This window comes from Spirosoma fluviale, assembly GCF_900230225.1.
GTDB lineage: Bacteria > Bacteroidota > Bacteroidia > Cytophagales > Spirosomataceae > Spirosoma > Spirosoma fluviale.
On record NZ_OCNH01000008.1, the window covers coordinates 77,134 to 99,350 of the forward strand.

Below are 22,217 nucleotides of genomic sequence, written 5' to 3' on the forward strand. Positions count from 1 at the left end.
TAATAATGCGGATTTTTGCATTCAACTTTACGCCAACGAAACCTTAGCTGATAACATGCCTTTTTTAGTTCTTGACCTGGAGATGACCGGCCCCGAACCGGATTATAACGAGATTATTCAAATTGGTGCGGTACTTTTTGACGACAATTGGATAGAGCGCGGTCAGTACCTCACCAATGTTTATCCCGAAAACAAAGATGCGTTCTCGTCCTCTTCTGAGAAAATCCACAATCTGTCGCTGGCAGAACTGGAAGACGCTCCCATGATCTACGACGTACTTCCCGAGATGGAAGAGTGGATTTGTACCCAGCTTGGCTTGCGGGTGCCCAAAGGGCAACTGGACCGAACGCCTTACCTGCGCGACCTGATTGTCTGCGGGCAGAGTGTGATCAATGATATCAACTTTTTGAAGGAAGCCTACCGCTATGAGAAGCAAAAGTGGCCTTATTCACGCGTGTTGCTCGATCTGCACACCTTGGCCTATTTTACTTTCCGCGTATTGAAAGCCAACGGCCGCAAAGTACCCGACCGCCTGAGTCTGACGGCCATTGCCAGTTACTTTGGCTTTGCCCGCGAAGACGGGTTTCACAATGCACTGGAAGATGCCGTACTCACCGCAAAATGCCTGAAGGAAGTATTTAAGCTGAGTGAGCAGTTGAAAATACAGCCATAACACGTCGCTCCCGTTGCCGCCAGAACCAGATTCCACCCAGGCCAATCATAACCAGTAGAGATAAGATACCGACCCAGGGACTGTACGAAAGATGAACAAGTGGTCTTGAATCTCCGACTATGATCAGACCCGCCCAGTAATTAGGCAGTTGGTCTTCTCCTTCAGCGGTGCTGAGCCAATCCTGCTTGGCCCGTTGCAGAGCTACATCTTTGGGTAAACCCTGATCCAGATAGGCATAAAAGAGGTCGGTTAGCTGGTAGGTAGCTTCGTTTTGAACGCTCCAGAGGGTTGTCAGCACACTGGGTACGCCCAGCGCTGAAAATCCACGCGCCAGACTAAACACGCCTTCGCCCCGCTGGTTGGCCCCAATACCGGTTTTACAGGCCGCCAGCACCACCAGCTCCGCGTTGGGCAATACGCCATCACGCAGGTCGGAGAGTTGCAAGGTTGAGTCGGCGAAATAGAGAGACGGCTCCCGGTCAGAGCTATCGGCGGTAGCATGGGTGAATAGGTGAATGATGCGAGCATTGGCGGCTTTTCTCAGAAAAGAAGCTTTTGTAGCCTTACCATGCGTGAGTAATGTCGACGTAGTAAACCGCCCGGCAATGGGAGTCAGGGCTTCGTCGGAGCGGGGCAAGAGTACCTGATTAAGGCCGGAAGCAAACTCAACCGGGGCTACGCCGAGAAAATCGGTCGATTGAAAACCCTTTCCACGAATCTGTTTCCCTCCATTTTTCAACAGTAGGCCAACGGAATACACATAACTGAATGCATAGTCATTGACCGCAAAATCTGCTTTATCGGGCGAACGGCTCAGGGCATCGAACGGCACGAAAAAGCCATCGGGCGATACCAGAACCCGTCCGTTTGGCAAGCCGAATGGAGCCAGTAACTGACGATACAAGTCGTTGCTGAGTCCCAAAAACCGATTTACATCGTCGCGTCTGCTCATCGCTGCTGGGTTAGCTAGCAACTCAGCGAACTGATGGAGAGCTTTTGCATACGCCTTGATGGGTTGCTTCTTCAAAACAGCTTTATCGCTCGTAACCGCCATTAAGTACAGGGCACTATCGCCAACGAAATACGTAACGAGCGAACCGGATTGTTTCTTCAGGTACTGTTTTAAATCAGCGAGTGCTATAGTTTGGTTTTCATATTTGTACTGATAATAAGCCGGATTCGACGCTTCAAGGTTCTTCAAAAACGTAGTCAAGCTATCCTGTTTAGCAAAAAGAGCCATCCGGGCTACGTTATAGGCCGGTCCATTGTCGGACGGGAGGCTGGCCAATGTATTTTGCTGATTATTGACCGCCTGCCGCAACTGTTGTTCCTGTGCAATCTGTACCTCGGTTAGTTGCTGCCGGGCACCGAGTTCGTTTAGCTTATCGGTCAGCATAACGGCCCGGCTCTTTTCCATAAACCGAAAGGCCTGTTCGACATCGCCCAGTAAAAAACAGGTTTCAATAGCGCGTTCGTACATGCTCCGCGTCTTCTGCCGCCAGAACAACTTCGATTGCTGACCCGTATGCTCCCACCGCATAAAGTCAATCATCTGGTCGGCAACTTTGTATGTATCGAGGGCCGCTTTTAGCAGTTTCCGGTCGTTTCCTGTTGCTTTGGCATAGTCGAGCCAGGTATCAGCCTTGTCCCGAATAAGACTCAATAAGTATTCTTTATTGGCTGATAGTTTGATAGATCGACTGTCAGGATTGGATGTAAAACTAACGCTGTCTACCAAAGGATCTATCAGGCGGAATGCGTCCTGATAATAGCCCAGTGCTTCCTGATAGTGTGTCAAATCCTGCTGTGCTTTGCCAATACAATTTAAAAGCACCAACCGCCCCCCCGTATCGTCGCAATACTCAAGTGCCTGTTTGTAACTAGCCAACGCTTTATCGTATTGCCGTAACTTCCTGGCATACACCAGCCCAAGACTTGTGAGTGACTGGAAACACCCGTGTCGAAAATTAGCTTGTTTATTCAGGTAAATAGCTTTGTGATAATACTGAATAGCCCTACCGGCCAGTTGTTGTTTGTTGGCCACATCAGCCAACAGCGAATAGACATTGGCTGTTATACCCGGTTCATTAATCTGTTTGGCCAATCGTAGTGCTTTCTGAAGAGCAGCAATGGCAGCAGGTAAATTATCAAGGACTATAAGGGACTGAGCCTGCTGAACCAGTGTATTGGCCGTCATCTTAGGGTCTTTCGCCTTCTGTGACAGGTGGATACCCTCCTGAGCTACGTTGACGGCTTTCTCGTAGTCGCCAATGTTATAGTATATGTACGAAAGCTCATCGTAGGCGCTAGCACCAGAAGCCCACTTCTCCGGATAGTTTCTGGCCATGGCAATAGCGGTCGTAAAGGCTTGTATAGCCCGGTTGTAATCAGCTTTATCGCCATAGATACGGCCCAGGTTGTAATAGCTATGAACCAGATTGGCTCTCCGTACAGCAGGCCCCTTCATCTGGTTAACCGCAATAGCCCGCCGGGTGAGCGCAATGGCAGTATCCAGACTACCCGCATACCAGTACGAACGCCCCAGTATGTGAAGCGTTTTAGCATACACTGAATCATTGGTGGTCCGACAGTTGCGGGATTGCCTTTCCAGTTCAGCTGATTTCGATATGATCTGGCGAGGTGTTGGCAATCCAGACAGGTCAACCAAACGACTATACCGCTGAGCCATAGTCGGGCACTGCGCCCGAACAAGCGCAGGCAACAAGACTAACCCCAAAACCAGCGTACGCCACATACTATTCCACTCCGTTAAGGTAATGACTTTATGTACTTATTTGCCATGACCTGATTGCCGGTTCCCTGGTTAGTATTCGAAATCTGACCAGAAATGTCAGCCCGGCTGTTCAACACCCCCGGCGACTCAACCAGTTTGCGGGCTATCCACCCAGCTACGACCGGTGACGCGTAAGACGTTCCATATATGTCCAAGACTGAGCTACCAGGACCGTCATGCATTCGAAAATAACAGGGTACCGAATTGTCCATTGCACCCACTACATATTCTTTAGCATAGTTCTGCCGTATACAGGCGACTACCAGACCGTTGACATCTCTTGAAACGGTTGTTACCGGAACTACCCGGTCGAACTCGGCGGCAAACATTGCCGGGTAGAACTGGGGATTCAAGGTGGTCAGATCCCGGTTTAGACTCGTCGAGTCAACCAGATGATTACCGGCAGCAACAATTATCCAGATACCAGCCCTATGCGCTTCAGCGATGTACTTCCTGAACAGGCTATCCAATCCTCCATAGTAGCCTAAACTCATATTGAACACTTTGACTCCGTTTTTCTGGGCCGTCTTCATCGCACACATGAGTCCATACAGATCCCCCTGATTATGCCCGTTCAGCACTTTCATAGGTACAATTTTAGGCACTATATTACTGTTACTAAACTGCCTGACCAACAGGTTCGCTACCCGCGATCCATGATGAACCGGGGTTAGGTCTGTAGTCGTTTTTTCGTCGCCTTCTATTGTAAAATTCCAGCCAAGGGCGTTTGTTTTGGCAGGATCAAGCGCATCGTTGGTACAGGAAGTGGTTGATAACAGGTAACTGTCGGACAAATAATTGGCACCAGGCAAAAAACCAGAATCAAAGACAGCAACCTTTATTTGTTTCGAGGTTGCCGGATTGTCAGGCGGTATAATACCCTTACCGGCATAGCCCCTTCCAGCAACTTCCCGGTTGTCTGTCTGCTGACTTGGATCGTATGTGTTGATTAGAAAGTTTAAACCCACTGTCAAAGAACCGCTGCCCGGTAAATCAACTCCACCCGACTGCCCACCACCGGGAGACCGAACCGCAACGCCACCAGGATCATGTCCTTCGATAATCCAGCCGGGGGGCAATTCCAGGTTGACCAGCGAGTCACAAGGGCAACGACGAATCCTAATGTCATCATCTGCCAACGATCCACCTGCCTCTTCAGCCGCTTTGCGAATAGCTTTTCGTATGGTAGTATCATTGACCGTATTTGGCAGAAGCAAATTCGCCGACGAATACCAAGGTTTTTCGACGGACTTCTCACAGCATTGTTTGCAGAAAAATTTACAGCTACTTAGCGAGTTTATAAGAACTAAAAAGAGTAAACCACCAAAAATGGAACGGCTAGTTCGATTTAGCAGGATGATGATCAGGTACATTGCGGTGAGCGGGTTTAAAATGACTTTATTAGCTTTTCGGCCTCAGCTTTCCCGTCCAAGTTCCTGGTAATCACTTCGTCAAGCAACTTTTTGGCTTGCTCTTTATCCATCGGTAGTCCGCGCTTTAACAGTGCCAGACTTTCGTAGAATAAACCGGGGTTGCTATAGAGGTCTGTCCGTTCGCTCAGTCGGTGAAACAGGGTAATCGCTTGGTCGTAATTTCCCTGGCGCAGGGAAACAATACCAGCGTATTTTAACGCACGATCATTGGTGGGCTGGCGCTTGAGTATATCCAGAAAGAGTGCGTCGGCCTCGGCTAGTTTACCGCTATTGACCAACCCAACAGCTGTTTTCAGGCTATCGACCGTTGTTGACCCGGACGAACCACCGTCCATAGTCGTGGGTAGCTCCATAAAGTGTTCGGCTACATAATCGTCGGCCAGGCGGGTTGCCATCTCGGGGGAGTTGGTAGGGCGGAGAAAGTACCAGCCCAGCCCCAGCAGGACAGTAATGCTGGCGGCAGCGGCCCAGCGCATGGGTACACTCCACATCGAAGCGGGTTTACGGAGCGCATCCAGTTCTGCTTTTCGTTGTTCGCGGGCCTGCTCCCCAGCCACCTGTTTCGTTAACATGTAGAAAGCCAGAGCCTCGGCCACGGCCGGATCGGTACGGAGAGCGGCCTCAAAACGTACTCGCTCGTCCGGGGTGAGCTGGCCGGTCACATAATTTTCAATTGTCTCCAGATCAGTGTTCATAGTATATCGCGGAAACGTTCACGTAGTTTATCCAAACAACGCAGGCGACTGGTTTTAGCCACGGCGGCCGTATTGTAGCCCATAGTCAGTGCAATCTCATCGTCGGAATAGCCTTCGCCCCACGATAAAATCATGGATCGACATTTATCACCCAATTCGTTCAGGTGCTTATGGAGCTTTTCCAGATCACTCTGCGCAATGAGTTTCTGCACAATCGAGCGTGCTTCGTCGGGCAATTGCAGGAGTGAATCATCGAGCGAAAAGGCATCGTGGACGCTACTACGCTTAGTCGTCTTTTTACGAATTTCGTCAACACATTTATTCGTAAATATTTGATACAGGTAGGTTTTAAGTTCCGAACGGCCTTCAAAGCGGGCGCTGACGATGTTATCGAACATCGCCAGGACGGTATCAGAATACACACTGGCACATTCGTCTTCGGTTAACCGATGCTTGCGAACGCCGTCTGTAATGAGATATTGATATTTTTCGTAGAGCTTATTTTCGTAGAGCCGACGCTGTGAACCGCCAGCCCGGATACCCGTCATTATATCAGCATCGGAAAGCTGTCGGGAAGAAAGTCGCATAGGATAAAGGAGACATAGCTATATGCGACGGTAAGATAAGTAAATTTAGGAAATCGGTTTACTTAATTCAGGAAATCAAAAAGGGTCGTGGACTAAAACATAATACAAAGACAATGAGCGCAATCCAGCCCAGTATTTGCCGCTTGGCGTCTAGTGGTTCTTCAAGCTCCGTTTCGGGGTGGTAAATACCCAAAAACCGGCCCAGCACGAAGGAAAAAACAAGGAAGCCCGAGTAGCCTTCAATGTCGGGACGAGCCCAGGAAACTACTAGTTGTGCCGCTACTACACTAAGGGTAACGAGTAGCGCCGTCATTCGGGAGCCACTCTCGGCCCGCTCGGCAATACGCGAAAAAGCCAGGTACAGGAAGCCTATGTACAAGCCAAAGTTTCCTAATTGTGAGAAGAAAGCTTCATTGGTAGGCACGGCAAAATCTGTTGGTTTATACATGCCAAGCCCGGCATAAAAGACAAACCCGATAAACAAGGCCGGAGAAACCCACTGAAACCGCTTACGCCCGATTAGGGCATACAGGATGTGCCCCCCATCTAACTGCCCGATGGGAATAAGGTTGAGGGACGTAAAAAACAACGCCAGATAACCCGCCAGCAGGTACGGGTAATGAATCATTTCATACGGGTGGGGCAAACGGGCCGGGTCGGCTATGTAGGTTTTGAAGAATGAAAACAGCAAGTTATCCCCCAGCGCAATGGCTCCGCCTTCCGGGAGTTTTTGATACGCATATTTCCCGTAGTCGAGACCCCATTTCTTATATTCAGGGTGGATGCTAAAGATATATTCGGCAGGGGGAAGATGGGAAAATCCATACCAGAGCACCACCAGCGCCAGCGCAAAGCCAGCCAATGGACCGGCAATGCCAATATCGAAGTATTTACGGCGGCTGTTAATAAAATCCTGAATACGGATAAACGCCCCCAGTGTGCCAATACTCTGCCCAATACCCAGCCAAAGCGGGATATAATAGGGCAGCGTTACCCGCACATGGTTAGCCTTTGCCGTGAAATAGTGTCCAAACTCATGAACGGTGAGAATAGCGAGGAAAGGGATTGAAAACTGAAATCCAGCGACAAATTCAGACCACCCCAGGGGTTTTACCCCTTCAAGAGGAATAAATATGCTACCATACATCCACTCGGCTCCTGCCATCGTGGTGGTAACCAGGGTAATTAAAAAAAGACCTCCATGCAGGAGGTAGGTACGGGTATTTTTATTCATAGAAAGAAAGATGTATGATATAGGATGTATGCCAGGAAACCCATACATCCTATATCATACATAAAGAATCAAATATCCTTTAAATAGTCAAGAATGGTTAACGGTGGCTGTATGTGTACGGCTTGAATACCTAACTCAGCAGCCGCCTTGATGTTCGCAGCGTTATCGTCAAAAAAAGCGGTTTGTTCGGCAACTAATCCAGCCTCATTCAATACATGCTGGTAGATTTCGGGGGCAGGTTTTAGCAACTGGACTTCATAGGAATAAAATACCCGCTCGAAGAGTTCTTCCAGCGTTGGCTGGTTCATTCCCTTAAGCACTTTATTGACCTGCCGGATATGAATGGGGCTGGTGTTACTGAGCAGAAACAAGCGGTAGTTTGAATCTAATTCTTTGATCCGCTCAATACGCTCGACTGGTAAGTCAAGCAGAATGGTATTCCAGGCAGTGTCAATCACTTCGTCGGCCCAGTCATCAGATTCGTTGGTACGCTCTTTCAGCATTTTCCGGACGTGAGCCCGGAAGGCTTCGTCGTCGATTACACCGGTTTCGTACTGCCCAACGAGGTTATGTTCCATCCAGAGGGCACGAACATCGTCTTCGGGCAGGTTGGCCAGCATGGCGAAGTTCCGGATGGGAGCGGTCAGATCAATCGGGATGATTACATCACCGAGATCGAAAATAAGATTCTTGAGTATTGATTTGTTGGGTAAAAACTCCATTCGCAGTTGCGGTTCCGGCCTTACAGGAACCGGGGCCAAAGATAGCCCGGATTGGCAGACAAATGAGCAAAGAGAATAGCAAAGTTGAGTCAAGCGATTACCAAATCAATTAACCGGATGGCCTAATTCACTTAAACAGTGATTGAGTTCGTTCAGATACCGGCCATACGCGTGGTTTATGTACCATTTGAGAAGGTAATAAACACCTATGATTGTGCTGATAGCCAGCGCTAAAGAAATAACCAGAAAGAGGATACCCGGATGCGCTGGCAAAGCCGCAACGGCCGGGTCGGTTCTATCATCGGTAATACCCATATAAACGCCCAATGCTCCGCCTACTAAGGCACTTACCGGAATCGAACGCATGCAATAGCGATAGTAGGTCTTCACAAATCGGCTAATGATGTCAACTAGTTCCTGTAGGTAATTCCGTACCGATCCTGTAGCCTGATCGAGTCGGGTGGCCAGTTGGCGATATTGCCAGATAAAGGCAACTACCTGAACAATACTAACAACTACCAAACCCAGACCCACCCAACGAAAAATAGTGGATGACCAGATCGCCATTAAAACCGCCAGCACCAGCATCATCAGCAAGGCACTGCTTACTTCCCAAAGCATGTTTCGCATAATACGCTCAATAGCCGAATGGAATCGCTGCTGAAGCATGGCCTCAAGATCAGGTCCAGACTTTTCCGGAACCTGCTCAAATTGAGCCTGATAAAATGCTTTAAATTCGTCGAGTTCCATCCGTTAATCCTGTTGTACTGTTTGCTTCAACTGCTGCTTGATCCGACTCATTTTAACCCCGACATAATTAGGGGTGATACCCAGTACCTGACCAATGGTGGCATAGTCATAATCATCGAGATAGAGTAAGACAAGGGCTTTATCTATTTTATCCAATTGCCCAATGGCCTTATAAAGTGCCGCAAATTGTGCTTCGGCCACCTCATCCTGAAAATCAGGCAGTTGTAAAGCGCCATCAAGACCATCCTGAACGGGTTTTCGTTTTTCCCGGCGAAAGTGAGAAATGGCCGTATTCAACCCGATTTGATAAAGCCATGTGGAAAAGGCAGCCTCCTGGCGGAAAGCACGATTCGCTTTCCAGGCGTTCAGCAGAATTTCCTGAAACAGATCTTCACGGTCTTCCGGTTTGTCGGCGTAGAGGTGACAAACTTTATGAATGATTTTCTGATGCTGGCGAATCTGGCGAACAAACTCCTGCTCTGACAACATGGGGAGCGGTAGCGAAGGGATAAGTGGCTTAAATTAAGGCATTTTGCTTGCGCATGCTAGTCAGCAACTGGAATCTTAGCCGGTCTTCGCTTCGAATGGGCGTGGCTGGGAGCGCCGATAATCCCTTTGCTACCCACTCGTCAATTCGCTCGACCGATTCGCCCTGCGCACGGGCCAGTGCCGCCCAGAACAGATACCCATAGGCAGTCGGAAACTCATCGGGCGAAGGCTTGATCTTCGACCAGTTGGCTAACGCCTGTTTCACATCCCGATCGACATAGGCGTAGGCAAAGGCCAGTTCTTTCCAGACCTCCATTTTCATCATGGTCAGCTGGTCATCGAGCAGGGCTTCGGCTTGCTTCAGGTGCTCAAACGCATTCATCATTTCCTGCCGATCAAGGTGGCGATAGTAAGCTATAATATTGGCAAACAGCCTCAGCGAAGCCTCCGGCTCGTTTAGTAACAAGGCAATCTGCTCCTGATTTATGGTTGCATACGGTTGTCCTGACTGGCTATGCACCAGCAATTCGAGTGTTGCCTGTTCCACCGCAGCCGGATGCCCGCCACCCATCAAGCGAAAGAACCGGGCGCGATCGGTAAAAAATGGCCCCGATCGGCCGGGGATGGTGGTAGCCAGAAAAAACATACCCGAGAACACCCCAAATACCAGACTAAAACAAACGGCAACACGTGTCCCTGCCGACGAGTCAGCCGAAAGTGCATTGGCCCCGAGGTAGCCAAGCCAGAGAGCCAATGCACCCGTAAAGAGGCTAACGATTGGTCCGGCGGCAACAATAGCGGCAAATTTGGAACGAAGAGAATCGCCCGTTTCGAGCGGAACCGTTCCGGCAACCCCACCATACAACCCGACATCCCGATTGAGGTACCATTGCACCCGGTCGGTATCGGGATTCCGACGGATGCCCAACGGCCCAACAACCAGGATGTAAAACCGAAATTTCAGCGCCAGACCCGTTAGCAGATGTCCTAACTCATGCACCAGCAGCGCTGCCCAGGCGGCTACCAGCACACTCACCAGTTTTATAGCGTCTTCCCAACCACTGCTGGCATACACCATGTTTTTCAGGACTGCTGTTGAGAAAGAGTTTTGCAACGCCCGGATGCTTCCATAGCCGAGAGCGGCCCCTAAAAGCGTGGCTAGCACCATGCGAAAAATAGTCTTCTTTTTCATGTCGCTTAGGCTCCAAATGTTTTCCAGTACAGCAAAACGATTCCTATCATCACAAGCAAATGGACAATAAGCCAAACCCGCTGCCAGCGTGGGCGATTTTCCCAGCGAACTGTCTGATCAAAAGGATCAAAGATTAAACCAATGCCCAGATTGACAGCAGCATCCTGATAGGAGCCGGTTAGAAAGAAGTAAAGACAAAGCAGAACGAACCCTCCATACATCGCACGATTTATCTCGATGGAGCGGGTATTTTTATGAGTTGACGAATTATCAGTACGCATCGTATTGACTGGTTTTTAACCTATTAGTCGCCGAAGTCCACGAAATATTACAGGGAGATGAAGATTTTTTATAGCCATAGCTTACTTCCCCAAAGCAGTGCCATTGCTTTGGGGAAGTAAGCTATATGAAGATAATGGAGATTTGCTGGCAACCGGTGAAATAGATTCAATCATAAAATAAGCCGCTGAGACTCTCCCAGCGGCTTATTTTATAAAGATATAGCGATTCAGGGCTTACTCCAGTACGACGCCCATTTCGCAGAATTTATCAATACGCTGGTTGATACGCTCTTGTGGATCGAGGGCACTGAGTTGGGCAATAGCGTCGAGGATGACCGTTTTGAGATGGTTCGCCATGGCCTGGTGGTCATTATGCGCACCGCCAACGGGCTCTTCGACAATCTCATCGACTAATTTATTCAACTGCATATCGCGGGCAGTCAGCTTCATAGCTTCGGCCGCCTGCTCTTTGAAGTTCCAGCTCCGCCAAAGAATCGTCGAGCAGTTCTCAGGAGAGATAACCGAATACCAGGTGTTTTCGAGCATGAGCACTTTATCGCCGATGGCAATCCCCAGCGCACCACCCGACGCACCCTCGCCAATGACAATGCAAATGACCGGTACCGTAAGCATGAACATCTCTTTCAGGTTACGGGCAATGGCTTCGCCCTGACCGCGCTCTTCGGCTTCGAGACCCGGAAAAGCTCCCGGCGTATCGATCATCGTCACGATGGGCTTATTGAACTTCTCGGCCAGTTTCATAAGCCGGAGCGCTTTCCGGTAACCTTCAGGGTTGGGCATCCCGAAATTCCGATATTGGCGCTGCTTGGTGTTACGCCCTTTCTGCTGCCCGATCATCATCACCGTCTGCCCACCCAGTTCGCAGAAACCACCCACCATGGCCGGGTCATCACGAACGGTACGGTCGCCATGCAGCTCGATGAACTGATCGCACATGAGCGAGATATAGTCGAGGGTGTAGGGACGGTCCGGGTGGCGGGACAATTGAACTCGCTGCCATCGGGTAAGGTTCTGAAAAATTTCCCGGCGCAGTTTATCAATGCTCTGTTCCAGAATATTGACCGCTTCGCTAACGTCGACATTACTGGTTTGAGCTAGCTTTTTGGTCTCTTCCAGCCGTGACTCCAGGTCGGCAATGGGTTTTTCAAAATCGAGGTATGTTCTCATGAAGTAGTAGTTGGGAGCGAGAAGCGAGGAGTTAGGCGTACCGTCCGGCTACTATTAATGCGTCAGCCATTCTCACTCCTAACTCCTCGCTCCCCGCTACTTATAACTCAAAGCTTTCGCCTTTTTTGGGAATAATCACCTGCGGATAGCCTTCCTCAGCCAGTGTGGCTTTGAACGACTCCATGCTCTCGTACTCGCCGTGAACCAGGAAAATGTTCCGGAGCGTTTCGGGTGACTGCATGCTCACAAAATTAATCAGGTCATTTCGGTCGCCGTGACCGCTGAACACGTCGATCTTTTCAACATTGGCCAGCACCTGGTGATCTTTGCCTTTGATGCTGAGGGTTTGCTGCCCGTTGAGCAAACGCCACCCCAGGGTTCCTTCGGCACAGTAGCCGATAATCAGGATAGTAGCATAGGGATTACTGATGTTCTCGGCAACGTGGTATTCAACCCGGCCGCCCTGAACCATGCCCGACGAGGAAATGATGATACAAGGTTCACCGTAGTTGGATACGGCTTTACTGGCTTTTGCCGATTCCAGAAATTCAAAGTTCTGAAAATCGAACAGCGCTTCATTTTCCTTGTAGAACTCTCTGGCTTCTGCATTCAGCATTTTTATGTGCTGCATGTAGATTTTGGTGCTTTCGAAACCCATCGGGCTATCCGAAAAAACCTTGATGGGCGGAAAATTCCGTTCGGTATACAGTCGGTTGAGCGTGTAGAGCAACGCCTGCGTGCGGCCCACACTGAAGGACGGGATAATGAGCCGACCAGGAATGTCGATGCAGGTCCGCTGGATAATATCGGCCAGCGCATCTTCGGGCGTCATCAGGTGCTCATGGAGCCGATTGCCATACGTGCTTTCGCAAATCAGATAATCGACTGGCGGCACCGTGGCGGGATCGACCAGAAGCGGGTAGTTTTTGCGGCCAATATCGCCCGAGAAACAGATACTTTTCCGTTCACCGTTCTCCACGACATTGATAACGATGTGAGCGGCCCCGAGCAGGTGCCCCGCCGGAATAAACGTTACATCGACGCCGTCGGCTACCTTGAACTTTCGGTTAAAGCCGATGGGCACAACGTTTTCCATGGTTTCGCGAACCTGCCTGTCCAGAAACAGATCTTTCTGCATCTGAACCTGTCGATCTTTTACCCGCTGTTTCTTACTGGCGTTCAGTTCGTTGATCCGCTTTTGATTCAGGGATGCCGCGTCTTTCAGCAACACATTGGTGAGCGCAAAGGTAGGTTCGGTACAGAGGATCTGCCCTTCGTATCCTTCACGAAACAAATTGGGCAGATTGCCGGAGTGGTCTACGTGCGCGTGCGTCAGCAGGACCAGATTTATGCTTGATGCCTCAAACGGAAAAAATCCCGGATGAGTAACGGCGGGGGTTGTTTGACCGTTTGAACTAGATCGCTCCAAATCGGAACCACAGTCAATCAGGATGCGGTAATCATCCTCCAGTTCCAGCAAGTACATACTGCCAGTTACTTGCCGGGCCGCCCCCAGAAATGATAATTTCATGCGTGCAACTTTAACTATTCGGTGTCGTTAATTCAAAATCTTAAGACGGATGGTTTTTGACCAAGTTGGGTGGCGCCTATTTTGTAAGTTTGCAAAAGTACGAAATACCCCTCGAATCGCCTAACTGTTCGTAAATGCGCTTAAACCCCAATTTCCTGACTTCTTTTTTGGTTTTCCCACTAGCCTGTTTACTCACTCTTCTCACTCATTTACAGGCCTTTTCGCAACTACTGGTACCCACCGATACCCTAACTATTCAACGTCTGCTCAGGCAGGCCGAGGCTTTTCAGGCCAGTCCGGCAGCTCGATTTGGTACGGTTGCCTTGTCTGTTCGACGGGTACGGGATAGTCAGGAATTCATTGGCTACAATGCCCGCCAAAGTTTACCGTCGGCCTCCACCTTAAAGCTTATCACCACGGCAACAGCCTTTGCGGTGCTGGGACCCAACTTCAGCTATACAACAACGCTGGAATACGATGGAACGATCAAAGACAGTACCCTTTCAGGTAATTTATACATCCGGGGCACCGGCGACCCTTCCCTGGGAAGCTGGCGATTTTCGGGCTATTACGACTTACCAGCTCTCCTGGCAAGTTGGTCGGAAGCGGTAAAGGCTGCGGGCATTCGCCGAATCCAGGGGACGGTTGTGGGCGACGCCAGCCTATACGATGACCTGACAACTCCCGATACGTGGCCATTTGGCGACTTGGGTAATTACTACGGAGCCAGTCTAAGTGCACTGAATATCAACGAGAACCTGTACCGTATCTTTTTCCGTCCGGGTAAATCTATTGGCCAGCCCACCAGCGTATTGCGTACCGATCCACCCGTACCGTACCTGAACTTCCGGAATACCGTTACGACCGATGCTGCCAACACCGGCGATCAGGTAAATATCTACGGAGCGCCCTTTCTGAACCAGCAATGGTTGACGGGTAAGGTGCCACTTGGCGAACCGGCCAATGAATTCAGCGTAAAAGGCTCCCTGCCAGACCCCGCCTATTTTACCGCGTTTGCTTTACAAAATCAACTTCTTCAGGATAACATACCGGTCAGTAACTCACCGGTATCTTTAGGCGGTGGCCTGCCTACGGTGGTTAACTCAACAGGAAAACGTACCATTTTAAATCAGCACAAATCTCCTTTATTGACGGACCTGGCTCAGCAAACAAACTTTCAGAGTATCAACCTGTACGCAGAAGCCCTGCTTCGTACAACAGCCATTGCCCTAAATAAATCTGTTAAATCCACAGCGGCTAGCATTCAGGCTCTGACAACTTATTGGAAGAGCAAAGGTGTTTCGACGGATGGATTTCGGATTCGGGATGGCAGTGGTTTGTCGACCGTAGGAGCTCTAACGGCCGACAACATGACCGGCATCTTAAGCGTTATGGGCCGGGACAAAGCGTTCCCCCAGTTTTATGAAACCATACCCATTATTGGGCAGACAGGAACCGTCCGGAGCCTGGCCCGCGGAACGGCCGCTGCCGGTAATATACGTGCCAAAAGTGGGTCCATTGAAGGCGTTCGCGCTTATGCGGGTTACTTTACGGCAGCGGACGGCGAACGCATGAGCTTTTGTATACTCGTCAATAAATTTACGCCCGGCCAAAATAGAACTGTGACGAATGAATTGGAAAAGATTTTCGTCGGGCTGGTTGGGCTGAACGGAAAGTAACGTGGCGCAGGGAAAATCCTGCGCCACGTTAATCTTCTTCATAATGTTCACAAACCGTTACCACGTTGAACCAGTATTGGCCAATCGCTTTGGTAACTTCGCTAAGCCGCTGAAACGTTGGGGGCTTGGTGATAAAGCTATTGGCTCCGTTAAAATAAGACGTTTCAATATCATCTTTTGCATCGGAGGTTGTCAGGACAACAATGGGTATATGGCGAAAATCATCGTTCGCTTTAATTTCACGCAGTGCCTCACGTCCATCTTTACGGGGCATGTTCAGGTCAAGCAAAATCAGCTCGGGCAACGAATGAGCCGCCCCGCTATACCGACCTTCGTACCGCAGAAAATCCAGCAAATCTTCACCGTCTTCAGCAAAAGAAATACGGCTGGCTGGGTAATGCTGATGAAATGCCTCCCGTGTTAGGTAACGATCGTCTTCGTCGTCGTCAACTAGCAGGATATGAATAGGCTTCTGAAGTTGGTCGGTCATATTGTTGTTGAGATTGGCTTTCGGGTAATACGACTACAAACGTAGCTCCCTGGTTGGGTTGACTACGCGCCGTAATATAGCCGTGGTGGTACATAACAACGCGTTTACAAATGGCAAGGCCGATACCGGTTCCTTCGAAGGCACTCTTGCCGTGTAAGCGCTGAAAAACTTTAAAGATGTGATCTACATATTTTTCATCGAACCCAATTCCATTGTCTTCGACAGAAATTTCAAAATAGCGTCGATTGGCTATCAGGTCCGGATAGGTTTCGCTATCCACTGCCCGAGACTGAATACGCAGGAGTGGGCGTACATCCGGCCTAAGAAACTTCAGTGCATTGGAAATCAAATTATTAAATAAATGATCCATTTGGCTGCCAATACCTTCAATAATCGGCAGGTCACCGATTTGCAGCTGTACATCCCTTCCTTTTATCCGAAGCTCCTGATCATCCAGAATACGCTGTACAATTTCGCCAAGAGACACTACTTTAAATTCCTCCTGATGGCTGGAAATACGGGAAAAATTCAGCAAATCTTTGATGAGTTTAGACATGCGCTCCGCTGAGTTTGAGATTTTACTCATAAATAGCATACTATCTGCATCGAATAGATTGGAATATCGCTCTGTAATCAGGTTAGAAAAGGACTGTATTTTACGTAGTGGTTCCTGTAGGTCATGGCTCGCTACAAAAGCAAACCGCTCCAGTTCTTCGTTTGACGCTTCCAACTGACGAATCTGCCCGCGCAGTTGCGAGTCGTAAGCCAAAAGCTTGTCGGCTGTTTGCTGCCGATGGGCCAATTCCTTCTCCAACAGTCGGTACAGAATGAACAGGGTCAGGAAAGTCATCAGCGATAAGACGAAGATAATTTTGAGGGTTTTACTGAATGAATTATCTGCCTGCCGGTTTCGCGCTTCCATCAGAACACGCTCGGTGTCGATCATCAACGCAACGTGTTTACGCAGCAGGTCCATCCGGCGCTTACTTTCCGCGCTTATTGCGTTGCTACGCCTGTCGAAAGGCAAAATATCCAAACGGGCTTCTGTTATGGCTAGTTTGTCTTTGATCAGTTGCTCCAGAACACGGCGACGCTTGATCTGTACTTTATTATCGTTCGTCAGTATTTGCAAATGCTCAAGTTGGCCCGGAAGCAGTTGCATCGCCTTAATATACGGCTCGAGATAGGCTGAATCACCGGTAATAACGTAGCCCCGCGAACCGGTCTCTACGTCTTTTATCGATGACAACACATTGTCCAGGGCACTGATTACGTCGTATGTATGACGTACTCGCTGCATATCTCCTCCATATCGATAGTAGCTATAGAATGATATGGCGAAACCGGATGCGATGAGAACCATAGCCACAATAAAACCGAACGCAATGCGCCGGGTCATGGTGTAGCCAGTCTGGTTTTCTTTTAGCATAACGCAGGTAAACAATCCGCAACAAATATAGAAAACGAAATAAGGCCTTCCTTACTCTTATAACGTTTCTACTACCAAATTATGGTTTGTATAAATGCACACGTCGGCCGCAATATGAAGACTCTCACGAACCATCTCTTCGGCGGATAGTTCAGTCGCGTGTTTCTTAAGCGCCAGAGCAGCCGATTGGGCATACATACCTCCCGAGCCAATGGCGGCTACGTCTGCATCCGGCTCAATGACATCGCCCGTACCGGAAACCAATAACAGGTCATCTTTAGACGCGACAATTAACATGGCCTCCAATTTTCTGAGGTACCGGTCTGTTCGCCAGTCTTTGGCCAGTTCAATAGCGGCCCGTTTGAGGTTACCGCCATAGGCATTGAGTTTTTCCTCAAAGCGTTCAATGAGTGTGAAGGCATCGGCCGTTGAACCGGCAAAACCGGCCAGCACTTTGCCACCCATCAGGACGCGTACTTTACGAACATTACTTTTGGCAACGGTATTGCCCATCGTAGCCTGACCATCGGCACCCAGAGACACATGCCCATTATGCCGAATGCCAACTACGGTAGTTGCATGAATTTTAGGTTGCATGAATTATAATTTGTTGATGGATATAACACCGGGAAGGTGGTTTAGGGTTCATGAGCAGGGGGCATAGGGTATCGGGCATAGGGAAAATAGTTGATGATCTTCCCCATGCCTAATACCCTATGCCCATAGCCCCTACCCCTCCGCAAAGGGAATGGGGCGGTTGACGCTTTCTTCGAGGGAGATAAACGTTTCGGTCCGCTGGATACCGCTAACTTTCTGAATTTTATCGTGCAGGACTTCGCGCAGGTGCTGGGTATCGCGACATACGATCTTGGCAAAAATACTATAGATACCCGTAGTGTAATGTACATTGACCACCTCCGGGATTTTCTCCAGTTGTTTGGATACTTCTTCGTATAAAGAGCTTTTATCTAAATAGATGCCCAGAAAGGCACTAATATCCCAACCTAATTTGGCGTGATCGATGACCAACTGCGACCCACGCACAATACCCATCTGTTTTAATTTATTCATCCGGACGTGTACCGTACCGCCTGATACAAAGATGCGTTTGCCTATTTCGGTATAGGCCATATTCGCGTCCTGCATTAACAAACTCAATATTTTAAGATCTGTATTATCAATTTCTAAATTTTTCTCGGTCATTTTTAAGCTATTTTTGATGAGTGCTAACAAAAATAGCCTTTTTTTAAATCGTTTGTAAATTTTAGCTTTTTTTCATAGAGAATTTGCAACGAAACTTCACTTTATACTATCTTTGTATTGTCAAGTTGATCGAGCGGGGTCACACGCCGGTCTTCTTGATAACTTTTCTCACACTGTAGGATGTCGAAATTGGCAGACGTGCCCTCCTGTCTCGGGGGTGGTGATAAAGGATAAACGCAGCATAATGCCGCCCGCAAGGGCGACTGGGGTTGACCACCAGAGTTGTACTGTGGCTAACTGCACCGTGGGCGGTTCGAGTCCCCCTCCTACAGCAATTTTCCCGCTTCGGCGGAAAAAGATTTTAGTTTGTTGATGAAGTGTAATTGAACACGCCGGCTCCGCGATGAGTCCGGCGTTTGTTTTTTTTGCCTATTTTTGCTTTTTATTAGTAAAGACTCCTCCGTCGATTAGACGACCTTATATTACAACGTGAAGCACATCCGTAATTTTTGCATTATCGCCCACATTGACCACGGCAAGAGTACGCTGGCGGATCGACTACTTGAATTCACGAAAACCGTTGGCTCCCGCGACATGCAGGCCCAACTGCTCGACGATATGGATCTGGAGCGCGAACGTGGTATCACGATCAAGAGCCATGCCATCCAGATGGATTATGTGTATAAGGGTGAAACCTATACCCTGAATCTGATCGATACGCCGGGTCACGTCGATTTTAGCTACGAAGTATCCCGTTCCATTGCCGCCTGCGAAGGGGCACTGCTGCTGGTCGATGCGTCGCAGGGAACAGAAGCTCAGACAATCTCCAATCTGTATCTGGCCCTCAACAACGACCTGGTCATCATTCCCGTTCTGAACAAGATCGACCTGCCGGGTGCCCGGCCCGAAGAGATCAAAGACGAAATGGTGGACCTGCTCGGCTGCGAGCGCGACGACATTATTCCGGCATCGGGCAAAGAAGGCATCGGCGTTCCCGAAATTCTGGCCGCTATTGTAGAGCGTATTCCGGCTCCGAAAGGCGAACCTGCCGGGCCGTTGCAGGCACTGATCTTCGATTCGCACTTCAACTCTTACCGGGGTATCGAGGTTATTTTCCGGGTTAAGAACGGCCGTATCCGCAAAGGCGACCGGGTTAAGTTTATGAACACCGGCAAGGAATATTTTGCGGATGAAGTAGGAACCCTTGGCCTGGTTCAGGTTCCTAAAGATGTGATCGAGTGTGGCGACGTTGGGTACCTGATTTCGGGTATTAAAGTGGCCAAAGAAGTAAAAGTTGGCGATACCGTTACAACGGTCGACAACCCCGCCAGTGTGGCTATTCAGGGTTTCTCGGAAGTGAAGCCGATGGTATTTGCCGGTATTTACCCGGTAGAGACCAGCGAGTTCGAAGACCTCCGCGATGCCATGGAAAAGCTACAGCTTAACGATGCCGCTCTTGTGTGGGAACCCGAAACATCGGCCGCTCTGGGCTTTGGTTTCCGCTGCGGCTTCCTGGGTATGCTGCACATGGAGATTGTGCAGGAACGTCTGGAACGCGAATTCGACATGACCGTAATTACTACGGTGCCCTCCGTGCGTTTCGAAGTGATGACCACCAAAGGCGAAGAGCTCCAAGTATCGGCCCCGGCCGAAATGCCCGAACCAAACCTGATCGACTATATCGAGGAACCGTTTATCCGGGCGCAGATCATTACAAAGTCAGAATATGTGGGCGGGATTATGAGCCTCTGTATGGATAAGCGGAGTTTACTTAAAAACCAGGTTTACCTCACCGCCGACCGTGTTGAACTTCAGTTCGAGATGCCGCTGGCCGAAGTAGTATTCGACTTTTTTGATAAACTTAAGACGATCTCGCGCGGCTATGCCTCGCTTGATTACGAGTTTATGGATAACCGCGAATCGGACATGGTGAAGCTCGACGTGATGCTCAACGGCGATAAAGTCGATGCGCTCTCGGCCATTGTTCACCGCTCGAAATCGTACGAGTGGGGAAAGAAACTATGCGAAAAGCTCCGGGAGTTAATTCCCCGCCAACAGTTTGAAATTGCGATTCAGGCGGCCATTGGCCAGAAGATCATTGCCCGCGAAACATTAAGTGCCCTGCGTAAAGACGTACTGGCCAAATGTTATGGTGGTGATATTTCCCGAAAGCGTAAACTGCTCGACAAGCAGAAGAAAGGAAAGAAACGAATGCGCCAGGTTGGCAACGTCGAAATACCGCAGGAAGCATTTATGGCGGTGTTGAAGATCAATTAAACGAAAGGCCAGCCCGGAAACGGGCTGGCCTTTTTTTATAACCCATTCTGAACAATGAGTAAATAAGATCTTTTTATACTATTTTATTATTTTGGGTACATGAAGCAACAAAGAAAGCCCAATCAGCCTAAAGATAAAAAGCCAGCTAGCCAGTATGATAAAATATTCAAAGAGAATATAGAAGCAATTATTCCCGGTATAATTACCAACCTCCTTCATATAAATGTTGTTGTGTCTGAGGAGGTACCGGATGACATTCAACATACAAAAGAGCGCAAACCTGACGTTCTCAAGAAAATCACCAATTCGGCTAATGAGACATTTATTTTGCAGCTTGAATTTCAGGTGGCAGATGAAGCGGAAATGGTCTATCGAATGGCCGAATACTATGTTATGCTTCGGAGGAAATTCGGTCTTCCTGTTCAGCAATACGTGTTGTTTGTAGGCGCGGAGAAACCTAGAATGCTAACCCGACTGCAAGAGGAGCAACTAACCTTCGACTATAATCTCATAGTCTTTGCTGAACTTGATTACCAATTATTTTTAACCTCTGAAAAGCCAGAAGATGTTGTACTGGCCATTCTGGCCGATTTTAAGCAGCAGAGCCCCGAAACCGTTGTTAGGCAAGTGATTGATCGGATAGACCAAACGGCGCAGGGCGATTTTGCAATGAAGCGGTATTTTCAACAATTGCGCATATTAGCACAGTTGCGTAACTTACAAACACAAATCGACAAAACGATGTATAGCATTGCCGACTATTTTAGCGAAGAGAAAGACGTTCTTTATATCAGAGGTCAGCGTAAGGCTAAAGAAGCTAAAGAACGTGAAGTCGTTCGTAACTTGTTGAAGAAAGCTAACTTAAGCGTTGAGCAAATTGCTGATATAGTTGAAGTACCGACGGCTTTCGTTCTGAAAGTGAAAAACAGTTTATGAAAGGAAGCTTGTTAGATTGAGCTTTGTAGGGCATAAAGATGAATCGAACCTCCATCCTGCCTGGCGAAGTTCACCGTATTTTGCAGCAGTATTGACGATATATTAAAAAAAGGCCAGCTCGGATACGGGCTGGCCTTTTATATGAACAAGACTTTTATTACGCCAACGTTGCGTTAACGGTGATCATCGTGTTAAATAATTTCGAGATAGGGCAGTTGTGTTCGGCATGATCGACCAGCTCATCGAATTTTGCCTTGTCGATGCCGGGTATGCTGGCTTTTAATGTCAGGACGGAACTGGAGATCGCGCCATCTTCGAGGGAAATAGCACAATTCACATCAAGCGTATCGGCAGCAAAGCCAGCCTGCTGGATGTTGAAGGCCAGTTGCATAGCAAAACAGCCAGCGTGAGCAGCGGCTACCAGTTCTTCAGGGTTGGTGCCTACGCCGTCCTCAAAACGGGTTTTATACGAATACTGCGTTTGATTCAGGACAGTACTGGCGGTGGTTACTGTTCCTTGTCCATCTTTGCCGGTTCCTGCCCAATGTGCCTGTGCGTTGCGGGTAATTTTCATACTAGTAAGAGTTGACTATGTTTGTGTTTGTTTGATGAACCAAAAGTAGCAGGTCTGGTT

The 22,217-nt window shown here is 48.9% G+C and carries 21 protein-coding genes; 4 read left to right on the plus strand and 17 right to left on the minus strand.

Annotation, left to right across the window (positions count from 1 at the left end; translation table 11 throughout):
* Positions 1–55: 55 nt before the first annotated feature.
* Positions 56–673 carry a 3'-5' exonuclease gene (locus CRO74_RS28590; RefSeq protein WP_097131570.1) on the plus strand — a complete coding sequence of 206 codons (618 nt, stop codon included), beginning with the start codon at positions 56–58 and terminating at the stop codon, positions 671–673.
* Here the strand turns inward: CRO74_RS28590 and CRO74_RS28595 are convergent.
* The 12 genes from CRO74_RS28595 to CRO74_RS28650 all read right to left on the minus strand — a co-directional run bounded on the left by CRO74_RS28595 (position 639) and on the right by CRO74_RS28650 (position 13,569).
* A complete protein-coding gene (locus CRO74_RS28595) occupies positions 639–3,428 on the minus strand; it encodes a CHAT domain-containing protein (protein ID WP_097131262.1) in 2,790 nt (929 codons plus the stop codon). The two genes, CRO74_RS28590 and CRO74_RS28595, sit on opposite strands and share 35 nt — an antisense overlap.
* Positions 3,429–3,442: 14 nt before the next feature.
* A complete protein-coding gene (locus tag CRO74_RS28600; RefSeq protein ID WP_179830332.1) occupies positions 3,443–4,684 on the minus strand; it encodes a S8 family serine peptidase in 1,242 nt (413 codons plus the stop codon).
* A 170-nt stretch (positions 4,685–4,854) separates the two neighbouring features.
* The gene (locus CRO74_RS28605; protein WP_097131266.1) at positions 4,855–5,595 is read right to left on the minus strand and encodes a hypothetical protein; all 741 of its coding nucleotides are present in this window, start codon (positions 5,593–5,595) and stop codon (positions 4,855–4,857) included.
* On the minus strand, positions 5,592–6,182 hold the full coding sequence (locus CRO74_RS28610) for an RNA polymerase sigma factor (RefSeq protein WP_097131268.1): 591 nt from the start codon (positions 6,180–6,182) through the stop codon (positions 5,592–5,594). Before CRO74_RS28610 ends, CRO74_RS28605 begins: the two co-directional genes overlap by 4 nt.
* A 67-nt stretch (positions 6,183–6,249) precedes the next feature.
* The gene (locus CRO74_RS28615; protein ID WP_097131270.1) at positions 6,250–7,416 is read right to left on the minus strand and encodes a site-2 protease family protein; all 1,167 of its coding nucleotides are present in this window, start codon (positions 7,414–7,416) and stop codon (positions 6,250–6,252) included.
* A gap of 68 nt (positions 7,417–7,484) precedes the next feature.
* Positions 7,485–8,138: an HAD family hydrolase gene (locus CRO74_RS28620; protein ID WP_097131272.1), complete on the minus strand. Its 654-nt coding sequence runs from the start codon at positions 8,136–8,138 to the stop codon at positions 7,485–7,487.
* 105 nt (positions 8,139–8,243) lie between these two features.
* Positions 8,244–8,888 (minus strand): DUF8845 family protein, encoded by a 645-nt coding sequence (locus tag CRO74_RS28625; protein ID WP_097131275.1) that lies wholly within the window; start codon positions 8,886–8,888, stop codon positions 8,244–8,246.
* Between the two features lie 3 nt (positions 8,889–8,891).
* Positions 8,892–9,377, minus strand: a complete 486-nt coding sequence (locus tag CRO74_RS28630; RefSeq protein ID WP_097131277.1) for an RNA polymerase sigma factor — start codon at positions 9,375–9,377, stop codon at positions 8,892–8,894.
* 28 nt (positions 9,378–9,405) lie between these two features.
* On the minus strand, positions 9,406–10,569 hold the full coding sequence (locus CRO74_RS28635) for a zinc metalloprotease (RefSeq protein WP_097131279.1): 1,164 nt from the start codon (positions 10,567–10,569) through the stop codon (positions 9,406–9,408).
* 5 nt (positions 10,570–10,574) lie between these two features.
* Positions 10,575–10,850: a hypothetical protein gene (locus CRO74_RS28640; RefSeq protein ID WP_097131281.1), complete on the minus strand. Its 276-nt coding sequence runs from the start codon at positions 10,848–10,850 to the stop codon at positions 10,575–10,577.
* Between the two features lie 234 nt (positions 10,851–11,084).
* Positions 11,085–12,038, minus strand: coding sequence for an acetyl-CoA carboxylase carboxyltransferase subunit alpha (locus tag CRO74_RS28645; protein WP_097131283.1), 954 nt, complete (start codon positions 12,036–12,038; stop codon positions 11,085–11,087).
* Between the two features lie 100 nt (positions 12,039–12,138).
* Positions 12,139–13,569: an MBL fold metallo-hydrolase RNA specificity domain-containing protein gene (locus CRO74_RS28650; RefSeq protein ID WP_097131285.1), complete on the minus strand. Its 1,431-nt coding sequence runs from the start codon at positions 13,567–13,569 to the stop codon at positions 12,139–12,141.
* Positions 13,570–13,703: 134 nt separating this feature from the next.
* Between CRO74_RS28650 and dacB the strand changes: the two genes are divergently transcribed.
* Positions 13,704–15,248, plus strand: a complete 1,545-nt coding sequence (gene dacB / locus CRO74_RS28655) for a D-alanyl-D-alanine carboxypeptidase/D-alanyl-D-alanine endopeptidase (RefSeq protein WP_097131287.1) — start codon at positions 13,704–13,706, stop codon at positions 15,246–15,248.
* Positions 15,249–15,276: 28 nt separating this feature from the next.
* Here the strand turns inward: dacB and CRO74_RS28660 are convergent, their stop codons facing one another.
* From CRO74_RS28660 to CRO74_RS28675, 4 genes are all read right to left on the minus strand, one after another.
* A complete protein-coding gene (locus tag CRO74_RS28660; protein ID WP_097131289.1) occupies positions 15,277–15,738 on the minus strand; it encodes a response regulator in 462 nt (153 codons plus the stop codon).
* Entirely contained in the window at positions 15,695–17,167 is a 1,473-nt protein-coding gene (locus tag CRO74_RS28665) for a sensor histidine kinase (RefSeq protein WP_245878013.1), read from the minus strand. Before CRO74_RS28665 ends, CRO74_RS28660 begins: the two co-directional genes overlap by 44 nt.
* A 57-nt stretch (positions 17,168–17,224) precedes the next feature.
* Positions 17,225–17,764 (minus strand): ATP-dependent protease subunit HslV, encoded by a 540-nt coding sequence (gene hslV / locus CRO74_RS28670; protein WP_097131291.1) that lies wholly within the window; start codon positions 17,762–17,764, stop codon positions 17,225–17,227.
* A 132-nt stretch (positions 17,765–17,896) separates the two neighbouring features.
* On the minus strand, positions 17,897–18,370 hold the full coding sequence (locus CRO74_RS28675; protein ID WP_097131293.1) for an Lrp/AsnC ligand binding domain-containing protein: 474 nt from the start codon (positions 18,368–18,370) through the stop codon (positions 17,897–17,899).
* Between the two features lie 489 nt (positions 18,371–18,859).
* Between CRO74_RS28675 and lepA the strand changes: the two genes are divergently transcribed.
* Positions 18,860–20,647 (plus strand): translation elongation factor 4, encoded by a 1,788-nt coding sequence (gene lepA, locus CRO74_RS28680; RefSeq protein WP_097131295.1) that lies wholly within the window; start codon positions 18,860–18,862, stop codon positions 20,645–20,647.
* A 99-nt stretch (positions 20,648–20,746) separates the two neighbouring features.
* On the plus strand, positions 20,747–21,583 hold the full coding sequence (locus tag CRO74_RS28685; protein WP_097131297.1) for a hypothetical protein: 837 nt from the start codon (positions 20,747–20,749) through the stop codon (positions 21,581–21,583).
* 157 nt (positions 21,584–21,740) lie between these two features.
* Here CRO74_RS28685 and CRO74_RS28690 read toward each other — a convergent pair whose 3' ends face one another.
* Positions 21,741–22,157: an OsmC family peroxiredoxin gene (locus CRO74_RS28690; RefSeq protein ID WP_097131299.1), complete on the minus strand. Its 417-nt coding sequence runs from the start codon at positions 22,155–22,157 to the stop codon at positions 21,741–21,743.
* Positions 22,158–22,217 lie beyond the last annotated feature (60 nt).